The following is a 21,315-nucleotide window of genomic DNA, read 5'->3' as shown; positions in this document are numbered from 1 at the left end:
AACCGTCACCGATGAGTCCCATCCCTCCGACACCACCCTTGACGGGGACACCACCACCGACCTTTCCGGCTGTGTGCCCAACATCAACATACTGAAGACCGGTACCGTGGACGCCAACTGTGCCAACATCGACTATGTCCTGACCGTGAACAACAACGGTAGTCAGGACCTGGAGAACGTGGTGGTCAGCGACCCCCTGATGCCCGTGCCCGCACTGCCGGATTCCGGGGACAACGGCGTGGCCGGGGTCATGGAGATCGGCGAGATATGGGTCTTTACAGCTTCCTACGCCATAACCGCACTGGACCTGACCAACGGACAGGTGGACAACCGCGCAACCGTCGATGCCAACGTGCTGGGACTGCCCGCCGTCACCGTCACCGATGAGTCCCATCCCTTTGACACCACGCTCGACGGGGACACCACAACCGACCTCTCCGGGTGCGTGCCCAACATCAACATCATCAAGACCGGTACCGTGGACGCCAACTGTGCCCACATCGACTATGTCCTGACCGTCAACAACAACGGCAGCCAGGATCTGGAGAACATCGTGGTCAGCGACCCCTTGATGCCCGTGCCCGCACTGCCGGATTCCGGGGACCTTGACAACGACAACGTCCTGGACATCGGCGAGATATGGGTCTTTACAGCATCCTACGCCATAACCGCATTGGACCTGACCAACGGACAGGTGGACAACCGCGCAATCGTCGATGCCAACGTGCTGGGGCTGCCCGTCGTCACCGTCACCGATGAGTCCCATCCCTCCGACACCACCCTTGATGGGGACACCACTACCGACCTCTCCGGCTGTGTGCCAAGAATTGCGTTGATTAAACAAGGTATTTCCAAAGGTCCTTTGGGTAATGATGGAGGTTGTACCAGTATTGCCTACACTTTTTTAGTAACCAATGAAAGTGAAAGTGGTGCTCCCTTAGAAAATATTAGTATCACTGATTCCAAATTAAATGCTGGTGACATTACTCTTTTTAGTAAAGATGGTGGAAATCAAGACAATCTCTTAGAGCTGGGTGAAACTTGGGTCTATACGGCAAACTATGTGTTGACCGCAGAAGACATAACCCTTGGTGAAGTGGAAAACACGGCACATGTAACTGCCTCTGAACCTAATCTTGGTATTGTGGTTGAAGACGATTCTGACTTTGAAAATGTGGACGAAGACCGCTCCACGGTCACCGATATTTCCGAATGCGCGCCCAAAATAGCCTTGGTCAAAACCGGGGTGGCCAAGAATGGTGAGGGAGAAGAAGGAGGTTGCGCCTTTATTGACTATACCTTTACGGTCTCCAACGAGAGCACCAAAGGCCAAGTCTTGGAAAATATTATCATTACGGACCAAGACCTTCCTATTGTATTAGACAATAATTTTCCGCCCACCTCTGGTGATGTCGGCAATGACGGTCTTTTGGGCCCCGATGAAATCTGGGTGTACGAAAATATAGAATATCAACTTACCACAGATGACCGTCTTGCCGGGCAAGTGGAAAACACGGCCATAGTCACGGCCACCATGGAAGGCTTCGCGGAAATTACCGTGGAGGATACCTCGGATTTTGAAAACACTTTGGAAGACAGGCCTACCGTTACCTTGCTTGGGGATTGCGAACCCCGCATTGCCCTTATTAAAGAAGGAGTGGTCAATGCAGACTGTTCAGCCATCGATTATACCTTTACATTAACCATTGAAAGCACTACAAATGAAAGTTTTGAAAATGTGGTGGTCACTGATTTGGACCTGCCCTTGGTGATCCAAGGCCCCCAAGGCGATGGTAACTTTATGGGTATCTTTGAACCTGGTGAAACATGGACCTACACCGCCACCCAGCCCATAAGTCCTGACGATATTAATTTTGGTTGCTTCCACAACCAGGCACAAGTCATCGCCAATGTATTGGCCTACCCGGATTATATGGTACAGGACCTTTCGGATGATGATAGCCCCGATGAAGACGATGTCACCGAAGTGGACCTGAGTTCTTGCCAAAACCCAGCTGTTGGCTTGATCAAAGAGGCAGAACTGTTGGACATTAACAATGATAACTGCCCCGAGAGTGTGAGCTATACCTTTACCGTGACCAATACGGGAGATGTGGCTTTGCACCAAGCCTTCTTGAACGATGATATGCTGAACGGTGAGGTCCCCGGCCCTACCCCGGAGAGTGATGACGGCGGGGACGGTATTCTTTCCGTAGGGGAAAGCTGGACCTACCAAGCCATTTACAATATTGTCCAATCGGATATCGATAATGGTTTTGTGGAGAACACCGCTACCGTGACCCTATCCAATCTTTGTAATACTGCACAGGTAGCCGACACCTCTGATGACAACTCGAATACGGAGAACGACCCCACCAACATCACCATCCCCAACGATGCCTGTACGGATGGCAATGCGAGCATTGGCCTCATCAAAACAGGAGCAGTTCAGGATGCCAACCAAGACAACTGCCCTGAAAGCATCTTCTATACCTTTACTGTGACCAATAATGGGGACATTGATCTAGATACCGTGAATCTTATGGATGATGCCTTGGGTGGAAATATCCCTGGCCCAATCCCGGGAACCGATGAAAACGAAGATGGGGTACTTTCCCCCAACGAATCCTGGATCTATGAATTCATATATGAATTGGTCCAAGAAGACATTGATGCTGGGTTTAAGGAAAATCAGGCCACTGTCTCTGCGGAACCTCTTGGGTTGGACATTACAATACAGGATGATTCCGATGACAATAGCTTGTTGGAGAATGATATAACCAATACCACCGTGCCCAATAATGCCTGTACCGATGGGGCTCCCAGCATAGGATTGGACAAATCTGGACAGTTGGCGGACATCAACTCGGACGGATGTAGTGAAAGTATCCTCTACACCTTTACTGTGACCAATACGGGAGAACTCGATCTGGAAAATGTAATCGTGGAAGATGACAAGTTGAATGGTACGGTAAACGGGCCCACCGAGGGAAGTGATCTTGGGGAAGACGGTATGCTCTCCGTTGGCGAAAGCTGGACCTATCAAGCCCTGTATGCCATAAAACCAGCCGATGTTTCCAATGGTTTTGTGAACAATACAGCTTCCGTTTCGGCCAACCCAGTGGGATTGCAAGCAAACGTTTCGCAGAATGCTTCCGCAAATACCATGGTGCCCAACGATGCCTGTACCAACGGTTCGGCGGGAATAGGACTGATCAAGGAAAGTGAACTGGCTGATGCAAAAGGGGGCGGATGTACTGATTCCATTATCTATACGTTCACGGTATCCAATACCGGCGAAGTTGACTTAGAGGAACTCTTCTTGGAAGATGAAAAACTAGGGGGTTACATTGTTGGCCCAGTACCCGCAACGGACAATGGAAACGATGGCATATTGTCCATTGGGGAAAGCTGGACGTTCAGGGTCACTTACTCGCTTACCCAACAAGATATCGACAATGGCTCGGTGACCAACCAAGCTATGGTTTCAGCCCAACCCGTAGGGTTTGAAGTACAGATCATTGATCAATCCGATGATGATAGCTTTGATGAAGACCAGCAGACCGTCACCACAGTCCCCAGTGATGCTTGTCCCAGCGAGGGAACTGACCCTGACTTCGAGATTTACACCGGAATTACCCCCAATGGGGATGGCATCAACGATTATTTCAGAATTGATGGTATTGAAGCTTATCCCAATAATTCCCTCAGAATTTTCAACAGATGGGGCGCCTTGGTGTATGAGGCCGAAGGATACGGTATAGGCAACCAGGTTTTCACAGGGGTTTCTGAAGGTCAGGCCACCATCATGAAAGACAAGAGTCTTCCAAGCGGCACCTACTTCTATATTCTGGAATTTCAAACTGAAAATCCAGGTCAAGCCAATTATTCAGGATACCTCTACATCAATCGAGATTAATGCAAGCAACCTATTATTCAATGAAGTCATTGTTCAGAACACTATTTGTGAGAGGGTATTTAATAGAGTTGATATTTATACTGACCTTGGGTATGTATAAAGCCCAAGGTCAACAAGACCCCCAATACACACAATATATGTACAATACCCAGATTGTAAACCCTGCATATGCAGGCTCCAGGGAAGTCCTTAGCATGGGAATACTCGGTAGGATGCAATGGGTAAATCTGGAAGGAGCCCCACGCACAGGGACTTTTACCATGAATACACCCATAGGAGCACTTCAGAATATGGGTCTAGGTCTTTCCATTGTTTACGATCAAATTGGTCCTGCAACGGAATCCAACATAAATGTGGATTACTCCTACTCTGTTCAATTGGACAAGCATGATATAAGCAAACTTTCCTTCGGGTTAAAGGCAGGAATAGATCTTTTGGATGTGGACTATGAAAAATTGAATCTTGAAAACCCCAATGACCCCTTGTTTCAAAACACAGTGGACAATAAAATCCAACCACAAATTGGTGCCGGTATTTATTACCACACCCAAAAATTTTATGCAGGGTTTTCGGTTCCCAATTTTTTGAATTCAAAACACTTTGATGCGGGTTCTTTGGAAAATCAAGATTTGGAAAATATAGCCATTGAGCGATTGCATTATTTTTTTATCACAGGGTATGTATTTGACCTCTCCCCTAACCTAAAATTTAAACCAGCAACCATGGTCAAATTTGTAAGTGGTTCCCCTTTACAATGGGATATGTCAGCCAATTTTATGATCAATGAAAAGTTTATCCTCGGAGGTTCTTACCGATGGAATTCATCCATAAGTGCGTTGGCCGGATTCCAAATATCACAATCAGTGTTTATTGGCTTGGCCTATGACTATGATTCAACCCAAGTCAAAGATTACACCAGTGGATCTTACGAGGCTATGGTCCGTTTTGACATTTTCCATAAAACAGATAAGGTACTAACACCCCGATTTTTTTAAACATTAAGTTTATATGCACCACAGAACCATTATTATAGCTCTAATTTTCATTTTTTTTACTTCAATCACCAAAGCCCAAAACAGTATAATAAAAAAAGCCAATGAAGACTTTGATTCCTACTACTTTATCGATGCACGGGAAATATATCTGAATATTGTGGACGACGGGTATGAATCCCCACAGGTGCTAAAAAAACTGGGAGACACCTACTATTTCAATGGAGAATACGAGGATGCGGTAAAATGGTATCAAAAGCTGATGGAAAAATATCCTAACGACATTGATCCCATTTACTATTATCGTACAGCACAGAGTTTAAAAAGTACTGGAGAATACCAATCCTCAAAGAAGATGATGGGGAAATTTGCCGGTCTATCTGCCAATACAGAAATCGCAAAAAACTTTATGAAGGACTACCCTGCTTTGGATAGTCTTGTTGGTTTTAAATCCAGTAATTTTGAAGTGGACAATATTACCGGACTGTTGACCAGTTCGGATTTTTCACCATCATTTTATGGCAACAAGATTGTATTTTCCTCATCTTCAGGAAGAACAGAAGGAGATGACATACATAAATGGACCGGGCTTCCCTACCTAGATCTTTTTGAAGCAGAAATTGATGAGGATTGGAGACTAACCCACCCCAAACCCCTTGAAGGTGAAATAAACACCCCATATCATGAGTCCAATGCGGCTTTCACCAAAGATGGAAAAACGGTCTACTTTACCCGTAACAATTATCATAATGGCAGAAAGCAAAAGAACAAGGAAAAATTGGTGAGTCTTAAAATCTATCAAGCCACTAAAACGGAGGCTGGTATATGGGAGAACATTATTGAACTTCCCTTTAACAACGATTCCTATTCCGTGGCACATCCGGCCCTATCCCCTGACGAAAAGCGTCTTTATTTTTCTTCAGATATGGAAGGTACCCAAGGTGAATCTGATATTTGGTATGTGGAAATAAAAGAAGACGGTTCCTTTGGCGCCCCAATAAATATGGGTCCGGAAATCAATACCGAAGCTAGGGAATGTTTCCCATTTGTTGGAAAAAATAACAATCTCTATTTCTCAAGCGACGGCCATTTAGGATTGGGTGGTCTCGATGTTTTTGTGGTTTCCCTGGATCCCGAAGGTGAATTTGATGAAGTGACCAACCTGAAAAAACCCATCAATTCCAACAAAGATGATTTTGGGTTTATTCTCAAGGAAGATAAAAAGATTGGCTATTTAGCTTCAAATAGAGATGGTGATGGTGGCAGTAGCGCAGATGACATCTACCGCGTTTGGGAAAGTTGTGGACTGATTGTAATCCAAGGAGCCATTTCAGATGCCAAAACTGGAAAACCTCTTAATGGCGCTGTAGTAAAACTCTTGAACAAGAATAACGATACCATAACCAAAACGACTACAGATAGTAGTGGCAACTATGTTTTTAAAGGGGTAGTTGATTGTAGCAAAAAATATACTGTCTATGCAGAATACAAAGACTATGCAATCAAAAAGAAAAGTACGGTCACCCCTCGAGGATCGCATACCGAACAAATGGACTTGGAGCTTACCCCTCCTGAATGCCCAATTGATGATTTAGGATGCAGACTAACGCTACAACCCATCTATTTTGATTATGGAAAGTCTATTATCAGATCAGATGCAGAAGTGGAGTTGGCCAAAATTCTTCAGGCAATGAAACAATATCCAGAACTATCCATCCACATTGAGTCCCACACCGATTCACGATCAAGCGATAATTTTAATCTTAAATTGTCCGAAAGACGTGCCCAAGCAACACTACAATGGTTAGTGGAAAAAGGTATAGATCGCAGACGACTTTCAGCCAAAGGGTATGGAGAAACGCAACTGTTAAACAATTGCTCCAACGGTGTTAGATGCTCCGAAGAAGACCACCAACTTAATAGGAGGTCTATGTTCATTATTCAAGAATAAATTTCTTTCTATTTAAATATCAGATAGTTAAGTCTAAAATTATTTTTTGGCACGCTGCTTGATACTGTATTGGTGGATGTAAATAGGTACATCTAGAACATAAAACCTTGTAGTATGAAAAAGTTAGTACTCTTTATAGCAGCGATCGCTTTCGGTACACTAGGTACCCAAGCCGCCAAAATGGAAGATAACGTTGTTGCCACAACAACATATCGATATGGAAACTCATTCATCTTTGTAGAAGATGGGGTAACTTTTTCTGTTTACCCAGATGGAGAGTTCGATTTTTACATGGATAATAGAGTCAATGTTGGTGTTGGAGCCCGAATAGGAAATGTGGGCATTACCTTTAACTCAGGATATAATTATGATCCCTTTGTTCAATATGATGATTATGGAGCCGTAATCCAAGTGGAGAATATTCCTGTCTTTTATGACTACTATGGCAGGGTATCCCAAATAGGCAGTGTAGACATTTGGTACAATAACGGAAGGGTTCGTCGTGTAGGCGGTCTACATGTTTACTATAATGGTAGTGTATTTAGCCATTATACTGGTTTCATCAACATTTACAACAGACATTATGTATACCGTCCTTTCCATAGATACTTTGCTAGACCTGGAATTGGGTTCTGCACCGTGTATTCCAGACCATATAGAAGGTACTACAGCCCCATTAGATATTCTTACTATGCGCCTTATAGAAACAATTACAGAAGGTCCTATGCAAAAATTGGAAAATCGTATAGGGACTATGACTTGCACAGAAGGGATAGGGTTTATAGAAATGATAAAAGAGTCATAGCAAGAGACAATGGTAGTATTAGACGCGGTTATGCAGGAAGAAGCAATTACGATGTGGCCCAGAACAATTATAGAAAGACAAGTCCTGCATCACGCTCCCAAAGTACTGCTAAAAGGCAGGTGGCTCCAAAAAGGACCGTGAATCAAGGAACTTATAGAAAAGCCAGTGGTGTATCTAGAAGTAATAGTGATAGAACTGTGACCCAAAAACAAGTGACTCGGACTCCTAACCGGAAAACCGTGACGCAACGACAGGTCACTTCTACCCCAAATCGTAAAACGGTCACTAGAACTACTACGAGCACATATAAAAAGCCTCAAGCTCGAAGCAGTTCCAATAGAGCTGATGTAAGCCGAAGCAGTGCATCAAGAAAAACGGTTTCCCGCAGTACCAAAAGCAATACGGTAAGAAAAAGTACGGGCAACACAAATTATAGAAAAAGTAGCGCTTCAAGGACTTCCAGAAGTTCCAGAAAGCAATAAAGATAGTTTTTAGGTTGGTTAGTTGTTAACCCCGTAGTTGGATTTATCCGCTACGGGGTTTTTCTTTTGAGTAATTTAAATTACTCCTGTCTTTTTTTCAACCATTTGGAAAGTACCCCGGAAACGTCCTCAGAAATATCAAACCGATATAGGATACCAACATACATAACAATAATTAATGTAGATTTTAAAAGGATGTTGATAATAGGATGAAACGAAAACTGTAACATGTTGAACAACACCATTAGAAAAACAAGAGTGACAAAAACCTTGAAAGTAGCCCCTGTGAAGGGTAAAAAACCAAACTTTTGTTTTACAAACACCAATTTTATCACATTGAAAACAAAAATGGAGGCAAAACTGGCAATTGCCGCTCCTACCATACCCCATTTGGGGATGAGCAGATAATTTAAAAGTATCGTCAAGGCAGCCAAACACACGCCAAATACCAAAACGGTTCTGTAGTACTTTGAATTGTACAGAATAGAAGTGTTGTTCCCCAAAAGCGAATCAAAGACTTTTGCCAAGCCAATTAAGAAAACAATGGTCAAACCCGTGCGATACGTTTCTGGAAGCAATAAATAAAGGTCGTTTAGATTTAAGATAATAAGGACAAACAAAATTCCAGAAGCAATAAAAAGTGTCAGCGAAGTTTTTTGATAGAGCTTTTTAAGTCCTTGGGAATCATTGGAGTTCAATAAAGCTGCAGTCAGCGGATAGGTTATTTGCTGCATCGCCCTAGAGGGAACGATAATTACCGTAGCAATATAAACCGCAACCCCATAGTAGGCCACATTCTCTATACTGATGAACTGATTTAGCATCACCTTATCTATTTCCAATAAAATCAATGATGCCGATCCTCCCAAAATAATCAAAAAGGAATAGGAAAGTAATTCTTTGGTATTTGACGGAAACTTAAAATCGAGCCGCGGAAATCTTAGGCTGTAAGCATAAATTTTGATGATTACGGTTCTTAAAACATAAACTCCCACCAAACCATTAAAAAATAGGTCCAACGATATCATCTCAAAATATAAAAGGATTAAGAGAATGGAAGCTCCGATACGACCAAACACCTCCTTCATAAAATTTCCAAACACCGATTTTAAATGCACCTTACACCATGCATAAAAAATTTCGAAGTATCCCATGGACAATCCTACGACAAATACATACCAAAGATAATTTCCTACCATTGGGTTTACTTGTGACACCAGGTTGGCCAAAGGTTTGTGCCAAAAAATGCTTGCCAAGGTCACAGGTACAATACCCAGCAATGGCACAAACAACATTAAGGTCAGAAAGGCATCTTTTTCGGAATCCTTGTAATGACTGTAAAACTTCACCATGGTATTATGGACCCCAAAAGCCATCAAAGGCATTAATATTGCCCCCGAAGCCAATATAAAGGTTACCAATCCGTAGTATTCATCAGGTAAAATCTTGGTATATAGGAACAAGGTATTAACAGCACCGAATAGAAAACCCAAGTAGGTTACTACAACATTTTGAATGGATTGTTTTAAAACTATTCCCATTAAATGAATTTTGCTAGTGCTTCGGTCAAGGCCCTTCGGTGAAATTGAGCTACGTGGTCAGATTTACACTGCAATGTTCCTTTTTGGTATTGGCCAAACCAATCCAAAAGTACATTTTTTAAGTCGACCGATTCTGAATGGGTAAAAACCTTTCCCGCATTGGTATTGGTTACCATTAGCCCTGCCTCCCATTCTTCCGGTCCTATGGCCAAAATAGGGCGTTTGGCATTTAAATATTCAAAAAGTTTTCCAGGAATGATGCCTTTGGTCTCCTCCGAATCAATTTCCAACAACAACAAAACCTGGGATTTTTGCTGAACCTCCAAAACTTTGTCATGGGAAATATATCCCATTTGTTGTACATGTGCATCCAATCCAAAATCATGAATCGATTTTAATACTTCTTCTCCCACTACTCCGGCCAATTGAATTTTTAAAGCTTTATTAAACGCTTCGTTGGTGAGGATCAAATCATGTAACACTTCCCATAAAACCACAGGATTGCGTCCGGTAAGCAAAGAGCCGATATGTGAAATTGTAAATTTCGAATCCTGTGCTGTTGGCTCTAAGGTTTCATCAAAACCATTGGTTATCAATTTAATGGGTTTATCGGTGATAGTTTCAAACTCTTGCTTTGTAGTGTTGCTCGTGACAATGATTTTATCCGCTACGTTAAGCACCCTTTTCTCCAACTCCTTATGCTTTCTTGCGGATGATGGCGATAACCTAAGTTTTTTATGATAACCAATCGAGGTCCATGGATCTCTAAAATCTGCAATCCATTGAATGGCATATTTTTGTTTTAATCCCAGCCCTATCAGATGTAAACTATGCGGAGGACCAGTGGTAATCACTGTTTTTATACCTTCATCCGAAATAATTTTTGCCAAATAGGAAATAGATGGTTTTACCCAAAGTTTACGAGCATCCGGAATAAAAAAATTACCTCGAACCCACAACAGCAGCTTTTCCAAAAAAGTTGGGTCTTTTTCTTGAATGATTCCGGAACTGATGGTCTTGGTCTTTTTTTTGGATAAAAATCCTGCCCACCCATAGGGCTCCTGAATGGGCTTTTTTAAGACTTTGATGTCCTTAGGGACTTCATCCACAAGCTTCTTGTCCGTAATTGGGTAACTGGGATTTTCAGGAACATAGATTATGGGTTCAATACCAAACTCGGGAAGGTATTTCACAAATTTTAGCCATCGTTGTACGCCTGGTCCCCCAGCAGGAGGCCAATAGTATGCTATGACCAAAACTTTTTGCATTAGGATTCCTTGGTTTTCTTGGGCACAAATGTGTAGCTGACGCCACCAACGATAATCAGCCCCAGCAAAATACAAGCGGCTAGGCTAATTTGACTTCCTGTTTCCACTACTTTGGGTTCAAACTTAAATTCGATTTCGTGGGTTCCCGCCGGCACTTTCATCCCTCGCAGTGCGTAATCCACCTTATAATGGGGTTCAGGTTTGCCGTCAATAAAGGCATTCCACCCTGAAGGGTAATATATTTCGGAAAAGACGACAAAACCTTCATTGCTATTGCTGCTCTGATATTTTAGATAATTGGGGCGATAATCAACCAAACTAATGGAAGCCAAGGAATCCAAATCGAATCGGGATTTGGTCAACTGCGGATAAGTTCTTGTATTGACCACCGCTTCCAATTTTGAATCAAAATCCTTAAGCGCTTCTATTTCCTCATTTGCTGATGAAACGGGTATAAGTCTCCCAACAAACCAAGCATTGCCATTGGCATCATCATTTACTGCAGGAAAACTGTTCCCATCCTCATCTTGCTGGATGATGTACTTTACGTTGAGCATATTCAAAACCTGTAGATTGTTTTGGTACAGATGGTACTCAAATAAATTCTGTATAGATCTAGGTTTTGCGGCATGATATCCTCCAATGGACTTGTGGAAATAGGAGGTTCGGGCACCGTTCAGGCCTTCCTGTGGATCAAACACCCGGTAGATGGAATCATCCTGTTGGATCATTTGATCTAGTTGACTGGCCTGAAAAGGAGTGCTCACCTGACGTTGACGTACAAAATCACCCTCATTGACATAACGAAGGGCCACACCTACCAAATCAAACAATATCAATCCACCCAAAACGAATACCAAAATGTTCTTGCTTATCTTTTCTTTTATGAAAAGCCAGAGTACCACAGCGGCAAGGGTCACATAAATTAAAGACCGTATCGTGTCGCTGGTATACACTGCTTCCCTATCTCTTTGGATCATGGTCATGACGTCATCACCAAAATATCCGCGGTACATCTCATCACGCAATCCTTCAAAATCAAAGAATCCTTTTAGAAGAAAAATGAACACGCCTAATCCTAAAGTGATAAAGAAACTCAACTTCAAGGCCTTTAGTTTTTCCTTGTCGTCCTCGGATTTTTTGAAAAGCTCCCACAAACCCAGGATGCCCAAAACGGGTAAACAGAGCTCCAGTACCACTTGAATGGATGAGACTGCCCTAAATTTGTTGTATAGTGGAAAGTAATCTATCATAAAATTGGTAAGGGCTGGGAAATTCTTTCCCCAAGACAGGACTAGCGCCAATATGGCACCTGCTAACAGCCACCACTTTCTCTTTCCTTTTACGAGAAAAAGCCCTAAAATAAACAGGAACACCACAATGGCCCCCACATAGGCAGGGCCTGCCACTATGGGTTGATCACCCCAATACAAGGGCAGTCCACTTGACAATTCCAAAGCCTTGGAAGGTGGCAGTCCTTGACCCACCAAATATTCAAACACCTTGGAATCCGTTCCTAGGTCTTCATTACCGGAACCTCCAAACATTCTTGGAACAAACAAATCCAATGACTCAGCAATTCCATAACTGTATTGGGTAATATATTCCTTGTCCAATCCGTTGGTAGCCTCCATAGGTGTTCCATCTGGATTTACGGTCAATTCAGATTTGCCGCGGGTACTCCAATCCGCATACTCCTTGGTGGCCATTAGCCCTGTAGCATTGGCTGCTATGGAAAGGCCCACGGCCAATATCAAAATCCCTACGGAAAGGAAAAAATGCTTTAGTGTCTTGTCCTTGATGGCATAAATAAGCTGGATTAGTCCCAATACCAATACCAACAACATAAAGTAATAGGTCATCTGGTAGTGGTTGGCGCTAATTTCCAACGCCATGGCCAGAGCGGTCAAGATAAAGCCCCAGAGATATTTCTTTCGAAATACCAATATGATGCCTCCCAACACCATGGGAATATAGCCTAAGGCATGGGCCTTGGCATTGTGCCCCACTCCAAGAATGATGATGAGATAAGTGGAGAAGCCAAATGCCAGCGCCCCCAAGGCCGCCAGCCTAAAATCCACCTTAAGACATAATAATAAAATATAAAACCCAATAAAGTACAGAAAAAGGTAATCAGCCGGTCTGGGCAAAAACCGAATCAATCGGTCTAATTTCTTCACATAATCATTTGGGTAATTTGCTCCCAATTGATAGGTTGGCATGCCTCCAAAGGCACTATTGGTCCAATAGGATTCCTCCCCAGTAAGTTCTTTGTATTCATCACGCTCCTTGGCCATACCCTTGTACTGGGCAATATCGGATTGGAAGATGGCCTTGCCCTGTAAAACAGGATAAAAATATACTAGAGAAGTAAGTACAAAGAAGCCAAAAACACAAAGATGTACGATAATGGCCTTGGGAGAAAGTTTCATGGATAGATTTTGAAAAGACAAATATTAGTCAATTTCTTCAAAATCTATGTATTCTCCAACTTTTTTTGATGGTTTGGAACCTTTGGAAGCTCCCTTGAAAATAGTGGTCTTACCCTCATCATTTGGCTCATTTCCATAATGTTGGTAACTACCAAACTCCTGCCCAAAACGCTCATGGGTCTTCTTTACTGCATAGTTGAACAACCTTGGCGCCAACCATTTTGCGAGCAATTTGAACGCATAGTATACTAATATGAGGAATAAAATCGTTTTTAGTACAACCATATGACAAAACTATTGAATCAAAATTACACTGTTAGTATCTTAATAAGACCAAACGTTTCATAAAATAGTATTAAAATCAGTTATATGGAGTTTTCCTTCCTTAGAAAAACACTACTTCTTTTCCTTATTGCCCCATTAATTTTAAGCGCGCAATACACCGATGTCATCAATTCCAACAGACCTGGCCGAGCAGTTAGCGCCTATGCCGTTGGTAAAAATGTGGCACAGGTTGAAATGGGTCTGTTGTATGAGCAGCGAAACGATTCCGACCAAAATTTTGACTCCAATATTTTTGGGACCGATCTAGCACTAAGGTACGGACTGCTTTTTGAGGAACTAGAGATTGTATACGAAGGTTCCTTTATTTCGCAGAATATTGACTATTCCTCCCTGTTGGGAACGGATGGTAGGCGGACCGATTTTTCCAGAAACCGTGTGGGGCTAAAGTATTTGGTATACGACCCCTTCAAAAATCCTGAAAAAAACAAACCCAATCTGTATAGCTGGCGAGCTAACAATGTATTTCAGTGGAAAAACCTGATTCCTGCCGTTTCCCTGTATGGCGGGGCTACATTTACTGTGGGGGACAATCCTTTTTATGTGGGTGACCCCGTGGTAGCATACCGTGGGGCCGTTGCCACCCAAAGTAGACTGTCTCCAAGGTTTGTGCTGATTTCCAATATAGCATACGACCGTATCGGCACCGATTTCCCTGAATGGCGCTACGCCCTTTCCGTGACCCATGCCTTTAGAAACCCCAAATGGAGTGTTTTCCTGGAGGGACAGGGCATCAACAGTGACCGTTATTCCGATATTTTGGCGCGAACCGGATTGGCTTACCTGTTCAGCGAAAACTTCCAGGCCGATTTTCATTTGGGATCCAACTTTAAAAGTGCCCCATCAAGGATATTTGCCGTTGCCGGTTTCTCCTACCGATTGGATTTCCACAAAGACAAACTTATCCCCATTGATGAGCAAAGTGCTGGTCAAAATGGAAAAATTAAAAAGAATTCCAATAAGAAAAAGTCAAAAAAGCGGGATAAGAAAAATAAAGACGATATAGATTTCTAAGTTTTTACCCCAACGCTTTCATGCTGTAGGTAATATTCCTATTATTGAACTTGTAAAAGTTGATGTATGATCACCGTTAAGCAGGTTCAATCCAAAGCAGATTTAAAGGACTTTGTAAAGTTTCCCTTTTCCCTATATAAAAACTCCGACTATTGGGTTCCACCCATCATCAAGGATGAAATGGAATCCTTTGATGAAACCAAAAACCCGGTCTTTAAAAGTGCCGAAGCTTCGTTTTTCTTGGCCTATAAGGATGGTAAAATCGTGGGCAGGGTAGCCGCCATTGTCAATTGGTTGGAAGTGAACGAACAGCAGCTCAAAAAAATGCGCTTTGGGTGGTTCGATTTTGTGGACGACCTTGAAGTATCCAAAGCCTTACTGGATAAGGTGGCCGAAATTGGCAAACAGCACCAGCTCGAATATATGGAAGGACCCGTAGGTTTTTCCAATCTGGACAAGGTAGGCGTACTTATTGAAGGCTTTGACCATATCGGGACCATGATCACATGGTACAACCACCCCTACTATCAATCCCATTACGAAAAACACGGATTTGTCAAGGAAAAGGAATATCTCGAAAACAAGTTTTTGGCGGCCAAAGCGGACCCTGCTTTGTTCCACAAGGCCAATTTATTGGTGAAGAAACGGTATGGACTCCGGGAAATGAACTTTACCAAGAGTGCGGACATTATGCCTTGGGTAGATAAAATGTTCGACCTGTTCAACAACACCTATTCCAAGCTCTCCTCTTTTGTGAAGATTACGGACATCCAGAAGGAATATTTTAAAAAGAAGTACATCAGCTTTATCAACCCCGAGTATATCAAGTTTGTGGTGGATTCCAATGATGAACTTGTGGCCTTTGCGATAGTAATGCCCTCGTTTTCCCAAGCGTTGCAAAAAGCCAATGGGAAATTGTTCCCCTTTGGCATCTATCATTTGTTGAAAGCCAAAAAGAAAAGCAAGGATGTTATTTTTTACCTGATCGGCATCCGCCCCGATTATCAGAACAAAGGGGTAACAGCCATTATTTTTAACGAGTATTACAAAACCTTCAGTGAAAAGGGCGTTGTCAACTGCATTCGAACCCCAGAATTGGAAGAGAACGTGGCTATAAGACAAATGTGGAAGCACTTTGATCCCGTGGTGCACAAACGCCGAAGAACCTATCGAAAAGATTTATGAACCCATCCCGCCAGACCCTTTTTTTAACCCTATTGTTGCTTGCCCTTTGGGGTCATAGTGTTTTTGGGCAGAGAAGAGAGGTCACGCATAGAGGCGAGCAATGGTTCCAGTACAACAACATCACCCATCTGAACGAAAAATGGATGCTATTTGGGAATTCCGGTTTACGTTGGAAGGATGGTTTTGAGAAGTTCTCCATTTTCTTTGGCAGATTGGGCGGGGGTTTCGCTCTAAGTGATAAAATACGTTTAAGTACAGGCTTCACCTATGTTGAATTCTATACCGATGATGACAAATACCAAGTAGAGTATCGCCCCTACGAAGAGCTTTTTGTCCGTGGGAATGGCGACAAGTTCCGGCTGAACCATAGGTTCCGGTTCGAGCAGCGTTTCTACAATCCCGTGGTGGAAGGGAAAGTACAATCCGACAATACCTTTGCCCTCCGCCTCCGTTATGCCCTAATGACCGGGTTTGATCTCTTTTCCCTTTCCAAGACCAGACCCGATTGCAAGTTTAGGATCAACATCAGTGACGAGGTAATGTTTAATGCCGGGGACCACATTGTGCACAACGTATTCGACAAAAACAGGTTCATCGTGATGCCCACGGTACAGTTTAACCGATGGATGTCCGTATCCGTTGGCTGGAACAACCAGTTTGCCAGTACCACCACGGCCGGGCACTATATCTACACCAATGCCCTTTGGGTGCACCTCACCCATACCCTGCATCTCTCCAAAAAGACGCATGGGCAAGATGAGGAATTTATACTGCCTCCGGCCAATTCCAATTTTCAGCAGGCCGCTGCGGATTAATGAGAAGGACTTAGAATTGTTTTTCTGCCAAGTTTTGGTGAATTTTAAACTCTCATTTGGTCCGATGCACGAATCCCTGCTACTAAACATATCCAAGCATGTAAAGCTTTCTCCCGAAGAGATTCGGCTTTTCAATACTTTTTGGACCACCAAGATTTTGGAGAAGGGAGATTATTTGCTTCAAAATGGAGAAGTGTGCAAAACGGACAATTATGTAATTTCCGGTTCATTGAAAGCTTTCTACATCAATCCCGAAAAAGGCACAGAAGAAATCCTCTATTTTGCCATTGATGATTGGTGGGCCACGGATATCCTCAGCTTTCAAAAACAAGAACCCTCCATGTACACCATTCAGGCGTTGGAAAGGACAGAACTGCTCCAAATCCAACATTTGGCATTTCAGAAAATGTTGGCGGAAATCCCAAGGTTGGAACGGTATTTTCGAATCATTCTGGAAGGGTACACTGCCAGTTTACAACGGAGAATCGTCATCAACAATACGTACGATGCCGCCCATCGCTACGCCGACTTTTTGGAAAACTACCCCCAACTCACCAAAAGGGTGCCCCAATACCTCATTGCCTCCTATTTGGGAGTCACTCCCGAATTTATAAGCCGAATACGAAAAAACAAACCGAAATTGAACTAGGTCAATTTTTAGGGTTTTCTTTTGGCACAACTTTGCTTTCAAAATGGAGAGCAAATGAAAAAAGTACTTATCATCAATGCCAGCGTGCGAAACGAAAGATCGCAGAGTAGACAACTTACACAACTGTTCTTGGACAATTGGCGAAAAAAGAATCCCGATGATTCCTTTACCCACAGGGAAGTGGGACTGGACGAAATCCCGCCCATTGACGAAAGTTGGATTGCCAGTGCCTTTGTAAGGCCCGAAAACAGGGAGGAACAAAACCAAACCGGAGTTGCTTTGAGCAACATCCTCGTCAAGGAACTTCAAGAACATGATGTTTATGTGCTGGGCACCCCCATGTACAATTGGTCCATTCCCAGTGGTCTCAAGGCGTATATAGACCAGATTATGCGGATCAACGAGACTTGGAAATTCCGTTCGGGAAAACCCGATGGGGATTATGTGGGACTATTGGAAAACAAAAAACTGTTCATCCTGTCCACCCGGGGCGATACCGGATATGGGGAAAACGAGAAGAACGGACACATGAACTTTCAGACCACGTATCTCAAATTTATTTTTGGGATGATGGGTGTTACCGATACCACCATCATTTCATTGGACAATGAGGAGTTTGGTGGGGAGATTTTTGAAAAATCAAAGCAAAGAATATATGATCAAATCAACGCCATTCCTTAAAGTCATTTCAAAAATTTTAAACATAAAGTGGGCCATGGGGTTCACTTTTTTTGTTTTTGAAGGATTTTTATGATCTTAGAATACCCCAAATCACATCAAAAACCATTAACCGAAATGCATTATGGACCATACTTCCGTAAAAATCATTGAATGTTATACGATTACCGGCAGAGGGTTGTTGACTGAAATTCAGCATAGCCTTGATGGGCTGCCACCCAATACGATACTAATGGACCCAAGTTCCAAACAGGCATGGGTAGTAAAGAAAAGGGTCTTTTCCGGACTGCTTATGATGGCCGATTCTGAAATTTTCTTTGATTGCGAAACTGAGTTTGAGCACTTAAGTTTTGCCTTTAAGACAGAGGCCGAGCGCGATAAAGCCTTCAATAATGAGCTGGAGAAAAGAAAACGCAACATTTATGGGTACCTTTTAATCCCGACCATGGGCCATTCAAACGCCAAACCAGAAACGGGAAGCACATTATTAGTCCAGATAGAACCCTAAGACCCTTGGAATCTTGTCGCATCCACTACTCCATCTTTGCAATCTGGTCCCGCAACCTTTGGTTGGCTTGGTGCAACAGCTCGTTCTGGTGTTTAATAATGCCCAAAAAGTCCTGTATCACGGTCAGGTTTTCTTGTTGGGTGCCAATAATAACCTCTAGGTCAGATTTGGTGTATTTTTTCATTTGTCAAAAAGTTTAGAAATTCTATATTATAGTTCGAAAATCAAAACCAAGGTAATTACTTTCGGGAATAAATCAAAATTTTAGTACAGATTTTCTAAACTCTAATATCAATCTGTTAAATTAGAGTATCGAAAATCAAAAATTATCATGACAGAATTAGGATTGTTTTTATCCAAAAAGTCAGCTAGCAAGGCAGAAATCTCCAGAAAAACTGGCATCAGTAAATCAAGGATAAGTGAATTGACCCTTAACCCTTCTACCCAACTTCGGGCTTGGGAACTTTATTTGATTGCATTGGCCTTGGATGTAGACCCGGGAGAAATGTTTAAAGAAATGTATAAGGATCTCTCCTTAAAAAATGATTGAAAATTTAGTTCGCATACAGTTTTGAATTTGAATTAATGCACAAAATCATTCTTCTAATAAGCCTATTCATTCTCCAAAATTTGTTTGGGCAAGATGATTTTGAAAAAATCAAACTACACCTTCAATCGTTTGATTATGTACAAGAATTAAAATCTTTGCGAGGTAAAAAGTTTGGTTCCTTTGAAACTTTAGTCATTACTGATTTACTGAAAAGAAAGCTGGATTTCGGATATGAACACCATAGATATATTTTGTTGCCCGTCAGTGGAAATGAATTAAGATTAAATATTTTGGTCAAAAATGATTCAATCATTCATGGGTGGCTATCTTATTTTAATAGTGTAAAAAAACGGCATTCCCATATTAGCGAATTTAAAAGTGACCCAATTGTTGTTGAGGATTATGTTCATCGGCACAATAAATTTTATAAATCAAAGCTAGGTGTTATTGATTTCCAAGAACAACTTATAGAAGAGTACCTAGTAGGTTTTGGGTGTGGTTATACCGGAAGAGACACCTCTCCAAAAACCAAAGAATCAATGGGGTGGGTCAAACAAAGGAAAAAGCACAAATTGAATGGGAATTTGATTTCATTTTCCCCCGAACTGCAAACTCTTGGAGCAATGGGGCTTATGTCACTGAACAAACTCAATGACGAACAAAATCGAATAATTCAACATTTGCTACAACGAAATTCAGTAATCAATAGCTGTTTGGCCGATATTTACGGGATGGGCGAAACGTTTTCGGAAAGAATAAACCGAAACAATAATAAAACCCTCAAAACTTTATTTAATATTAAATAAAGCTTACTCCCCCATCGCAGCCGCTACGGCAGCAGAAAGTCTTTTGTAGGTACCGTTTTCCAATCGTTCCCTAATGGATGAAAAGGCATCCAAGGTCTCTGCAATATCCTGTAGGGTATGGGTGGCCGTTGGGATCAATCGCAACAATATCAATCCTTTTGGGATAACCGGATATACCACAATGGAACAGAAGATACCGTGGTTTTCACGCAGATCCTTTACCAAGGCCATGGCCTCTGGGATACTTCCGTTCAAATAGACCGGGGTAACACAGCTACTGGTGGTTCCCAAATCAAAACCACGCTCGCGAAGTCCGTTTTGTAGGGCATTTACATTCTCCCACAGTTTGGCCTTGAGCTCTGGTCTGGAACGAAGCATGTCCAATCGCTTCAATGCCCCTTTCACGTAGACCATGGGCAGCGATTTGGCGAACATTTGCGATCTTAGATTGTATTTAAGGTATTCTATGATTTCTTTGTCGGCCGCCACAAAAGCCCCGATACCTGCCATGGATTTGGCAAAAGTGGCCAAATATACGTCTATCTGGTCCTGCACACCTTGCTCCTCTCCTGCTCCGGCCCCTGTTTTACCAAGGGTTCCAAAGCCGTGGGCATCGTCCACCAACAAACGGAACTGGAATTTTTTCTTCAGCTCCACGATTTCTTTAAGGATTCCCTGCTCTCCGCGCATTCCAAACACCCCTTCGGAAATTACAAGGATACCACCACCGGTCTCGTTGGCCAATTTGGTGGCACGTTCCAGGTTTTTCTCCAAACTCTCTGGGTCGTTGTGCTTAAATGTGAAGCGTTTGCCCATGTGCAAGCGCACCCCATCAATAATACAGGCGTGGCAATCCACATCATAGACAATAATATCGTCTTTGGCCACCAAGGCGTCTATCACTGACATAAATCCTTGGTACCCGAAGTTCAACAAATAAGAGGCTTCCTTATGAACGAATTCGGCAAGCTCCTTTTCCAATTGCTCATGGTAATCGGTATGGCCACTCATCATACGGGCGCCCATGGGATAGGCGGCACCGTGCTCGTAGGCGGCGTCCCCATCAACTTTTTTGATCTCTGGTAGATTGGCAAGCCCCAAGTAGTCATTGATACTCCACGTTATCACATCCTTTCCTTGGAATTTCATTCGATTTGAGATGGGTCCTTCCAGCTTCGGGAATACAAAATACCCTTCTGCCTGCGATGCCCATTTCCCTAGAGGTCCTTTGTTTTCAATGATCCTATCAAATAAATCTTTCATCTACCTTAAAATTGATTGAACTGCAAAAGTATAGATTTTTACGAAGTACGCACAACGAAATTTTTATACAAAAAAACGACAATGAAATCATTGCCGTCTTTATTTAGGTTATGCG

Annotated in this window: 18 protein-coding genes; 12 read left to right on the top strand and 6 right to left on the bottom strand. The window is 42.6% G+C overall.

The window, feature by feature from the left end; translation table 11 throughout:
• The 4 genes from EZV76_RS14885 to EZV76_RS14870 all read left to right on the top strand — a co-directional run.
• Nucleotides 1–3,919, top strand: a 3,919-nt coding sequence (locus EZV76_RS14885; RefSeq protein WP_136567362.1) for a CLIPPER-2 domain-containing protein, incomplete at its 5' end; no start/stop codon positions are given.
• A gap of 20 nt (nucleotides 3,920–3,939) precedes the next feature.
• On the top strand, nucleotides 3,940–4,914 hold the full coding sequence (locus tag EZV76_RS14880) for a PorP/SprF family type IX secretion system membrane protein (RefSeq protein ID WP_136567361.1): 975 nt from the start codon (nucleotides 3,940–3,942) through the stop codon (nucleotides 4,912–4,914).
• A gap of 13 nt (nucleotides 4,915–4,927) precedes the next feature.
• A complete protein-coding gene (locus EZV76_RS14875; protein ID WP_136567360.1) occupies nucleotides 4,928–6,862 on the top strand; it encodes an OmpA family protein in 1,935 nt (644 codons plus the stop codon).
• A 114-nt stretch (nucleotides 6,863–6,976) separates the two neighbouring features.
• Nucleotides 6,977–8,149, top strand: a complete 1,173-nt coding sequence (locus tag EZV76_RS14870) for a hypothetical protein (RefSeq protein WP_136567359.1) — start codon at nucleotides 6,977–6,979, stop codon at nucleotides 8,147–8,149.
• 80 nt (nucleotides 8,150–8,229) lie between these two features.
• On the opposite strand, the gene EZV76_RS14865 is transcribed toward EZV76_RS14870, so the two are convergent.
• From EZV76_RS14865 to EZV76_RS14850, 4 genes are read right to left on the bottom strand one after another with little or no spacing between them, the layout of a single operon-like run.
• Entirely contained in the window at nucleotides 8,230–9,690 is a 1,461-nt protein-coding gene (locus EZV76_RS14865) for a lipopolysaccharide biosynthesis protein (protein WP_136567358.1), read from the bottom strand.
• Nucleotides 9,690–10,958, bottom strand: a complete 1,269-nt coding sequence (locus EZV76_RS14860) for a glycosyltransferase (protein WP_136567357.1) — start codon at nucleotides 10,956–10,958, stop codon at nucleotides 9,690–9,692. The genes EZV76_RS14865 and EZV76_RS14860 overlap by 1 nt, the downstream gene beginning before the upstream one ends.
• Nucleotides 10,958–13,390, bottom strand: coding sequence for a YfhO family protein (locus EZV76_RS14855; RefSeq protein ID WP_136567356.1), 2,433 nt, complete (start codon nucleotides 13,388–13,390; stop codon nucleotides 10,958–10,960). The genes EZV76_RS14860 and EZV76_RS14855 overlap by 1 nt, the downstream gene beginning before the upstream one ends.
• Before the next feature lie 24 nt (nucleotides 13,391–13,414).
• Nucleotides 13,415–13,675 (bottom strand): DUF4834 family protein, encoded by a 261-nt coding sequence (locus tag EZV76_RS14850; protein WP_136567355.1) that lies wholly within the window; start codon nucleotides 13,673–13,675, stop codon nucleotides 13,415–13,417.
• 84 nt (nucleotides 13,676–13,759) lie between these two features.
• Between EZV76_RS14850 and EZV76_RS14845 the strand changes: the two genes are divergently transcribed.
• The 6 genes from EZV76_RS14845 to EZV76_RS14820 all read left to right on the top strand — a co-directional run bounded on the left by EZV76_RS14845 (nucleotide 13,760) and on the right by EZV76_RS14820 (nucleotide 18,581).
• Complete coding sequence (locus tag EZV76_RS14845) at nucleotides 13,760–14,746, top strand: transporter (protein ID WP_136567354.1); 987 nt, start codon at nucleotides 13,760–13,762, stop codon at nucleotides 14,744–14,746.
• A 66-nt stretch (nucleotides 14,747–14,812) separates the two neighbouring features.
• Nucleotides 14,813–15,931, top strand: a complete 1,119-nt coding sequence (locus tag EZV76_RS14840; RefSeq protein WP_136567353.1) for a GTP cyclohydrolase — start codon at nucleotides 14,813–14,815, stop codon at nucleotides 15,929–15,931.
• Entirely contained in the window at nucleotides 15,928–16,746 is an 819-nt protein-coding gene (locus tag EZV76_RS14835; RefSeq protein WP_136567352.1) for a DUF2490 domain-containing protein, read from the top strand. The genes EZV76_RS14840 and EZV76_RS14835 overlap by 4 nt, the downstream gene beginning before the upstream one ends.
• A gap of 64 nt (nucleotides 16,747–16,810) precedes the next feature.
• Entirely contained in the window at nucleotides 16,811–17,395 is a 585-nt protein-coding gene (locus EZV76_RS14830) for a Crp/Fnr family transcriptional regulator (protein ID WP_136567351.1), read from the top strand.
• Nucleotides 17,396–17,449: 54 nt separating this feature from the next.
• Nucleotides 17,450–18,076 carry an FMN-dependent NADH-azoreductase gene (locus EZV76_RS14825; RefSeq protein WP_136567350.1) on the top strand — a complete coding sequence of 209 codons (627 nt, stop codon included), beginning with the start codon at nucleotides 17,450–17,452 and terminating at the stop codon, nucleotides 18,074–18,076.
• 121 nt (nucleotides 18,077–18,197) lie between these two features.
• Complete coding sequence (locus EZV76_RS14820; protein WP_136567349.1) at nucleotides 18,198–18,581, top strand: hypothetical protein; 384 nt, start codon at nucleotides 18,198–18,200, stop codon at nucleotides 18,579–18,581.
• Between the two features lie 25 nt (nucleotides 18,582–18,606).
• Here EZV76_RS14820 and EZV76_RS17215 read toward each other — a convergent pair whose 3' ends face one another.
• Complete coding sequence (locus EZV76_RS17215) at nucleotides 18,607–18,765, bottom strand: hypothetical protein (RefSeq protein ID WP_201741875.1); 159 nt, start codon at nucleotides 18,763–18,765, stop codon at nucleotides 18,607–18,609.
• Between the two features lie 147 nt (nucleotides 18,766–18,912).
• Here EZV76_RS17215 and EZV76_RS14815 point away from each other — a divergent pair, with 147 nt between their 5' ends.
• Entirely contained in the window at nucleotides 18,913–19,131 is a 219-nt protein-coding gene (locus EZV76_RS14815) for a helix-turn-helix domain-containing protein (protein WP_129654367.1), read from the top strand.
• 35 nt (nucleotides 19,132–19,166) lie between these two features.
• Entirely contained in the window at nucleotides 19,167–19,937 is a 771-nt protein-coding gene (locus tag EZV76_RS14810) for a hypothetical protein (RefSeq protein ID WP_136567348.1), read from the top strand.
• A gap of 3 nt (nucleotides 19,938–19,940) precedes the next feature.
• On the opposite strand, the gene capB is transcribed toward EZV76_RS14810, so the two are convergent.
• Nucleotides 19,941–21,200, bottom strand: coding sequence for a cysteate-C-fatty acyltransferase (capB, locus tag EZV76_RS14805; protein ID WP_116218891.1), 1,260 nt, complete (start codon nucleotides 21,198–21,200; stop codon nucleotides 19,941–19,943).
• Nucleotides 21,201–21,315 lie beyond the last annotated feature (115 nt).

The organism is Flagellimonas alvinocaridis (assembly GCF_004916895.1).
Taxonomy (GTDB): domain Bacteria; phylum Bacteroidota; class Bacteroidia; order Flavobacteriales; family Flavobacteriaceae; genus Flagellimonas; species Flagellimonas alvinocaridis.
The sequence above is the reverse complement of the archived record's forward strand: the minus strand, read 5'-3'. Positions and strand labels throughout refer to the sequence as shown.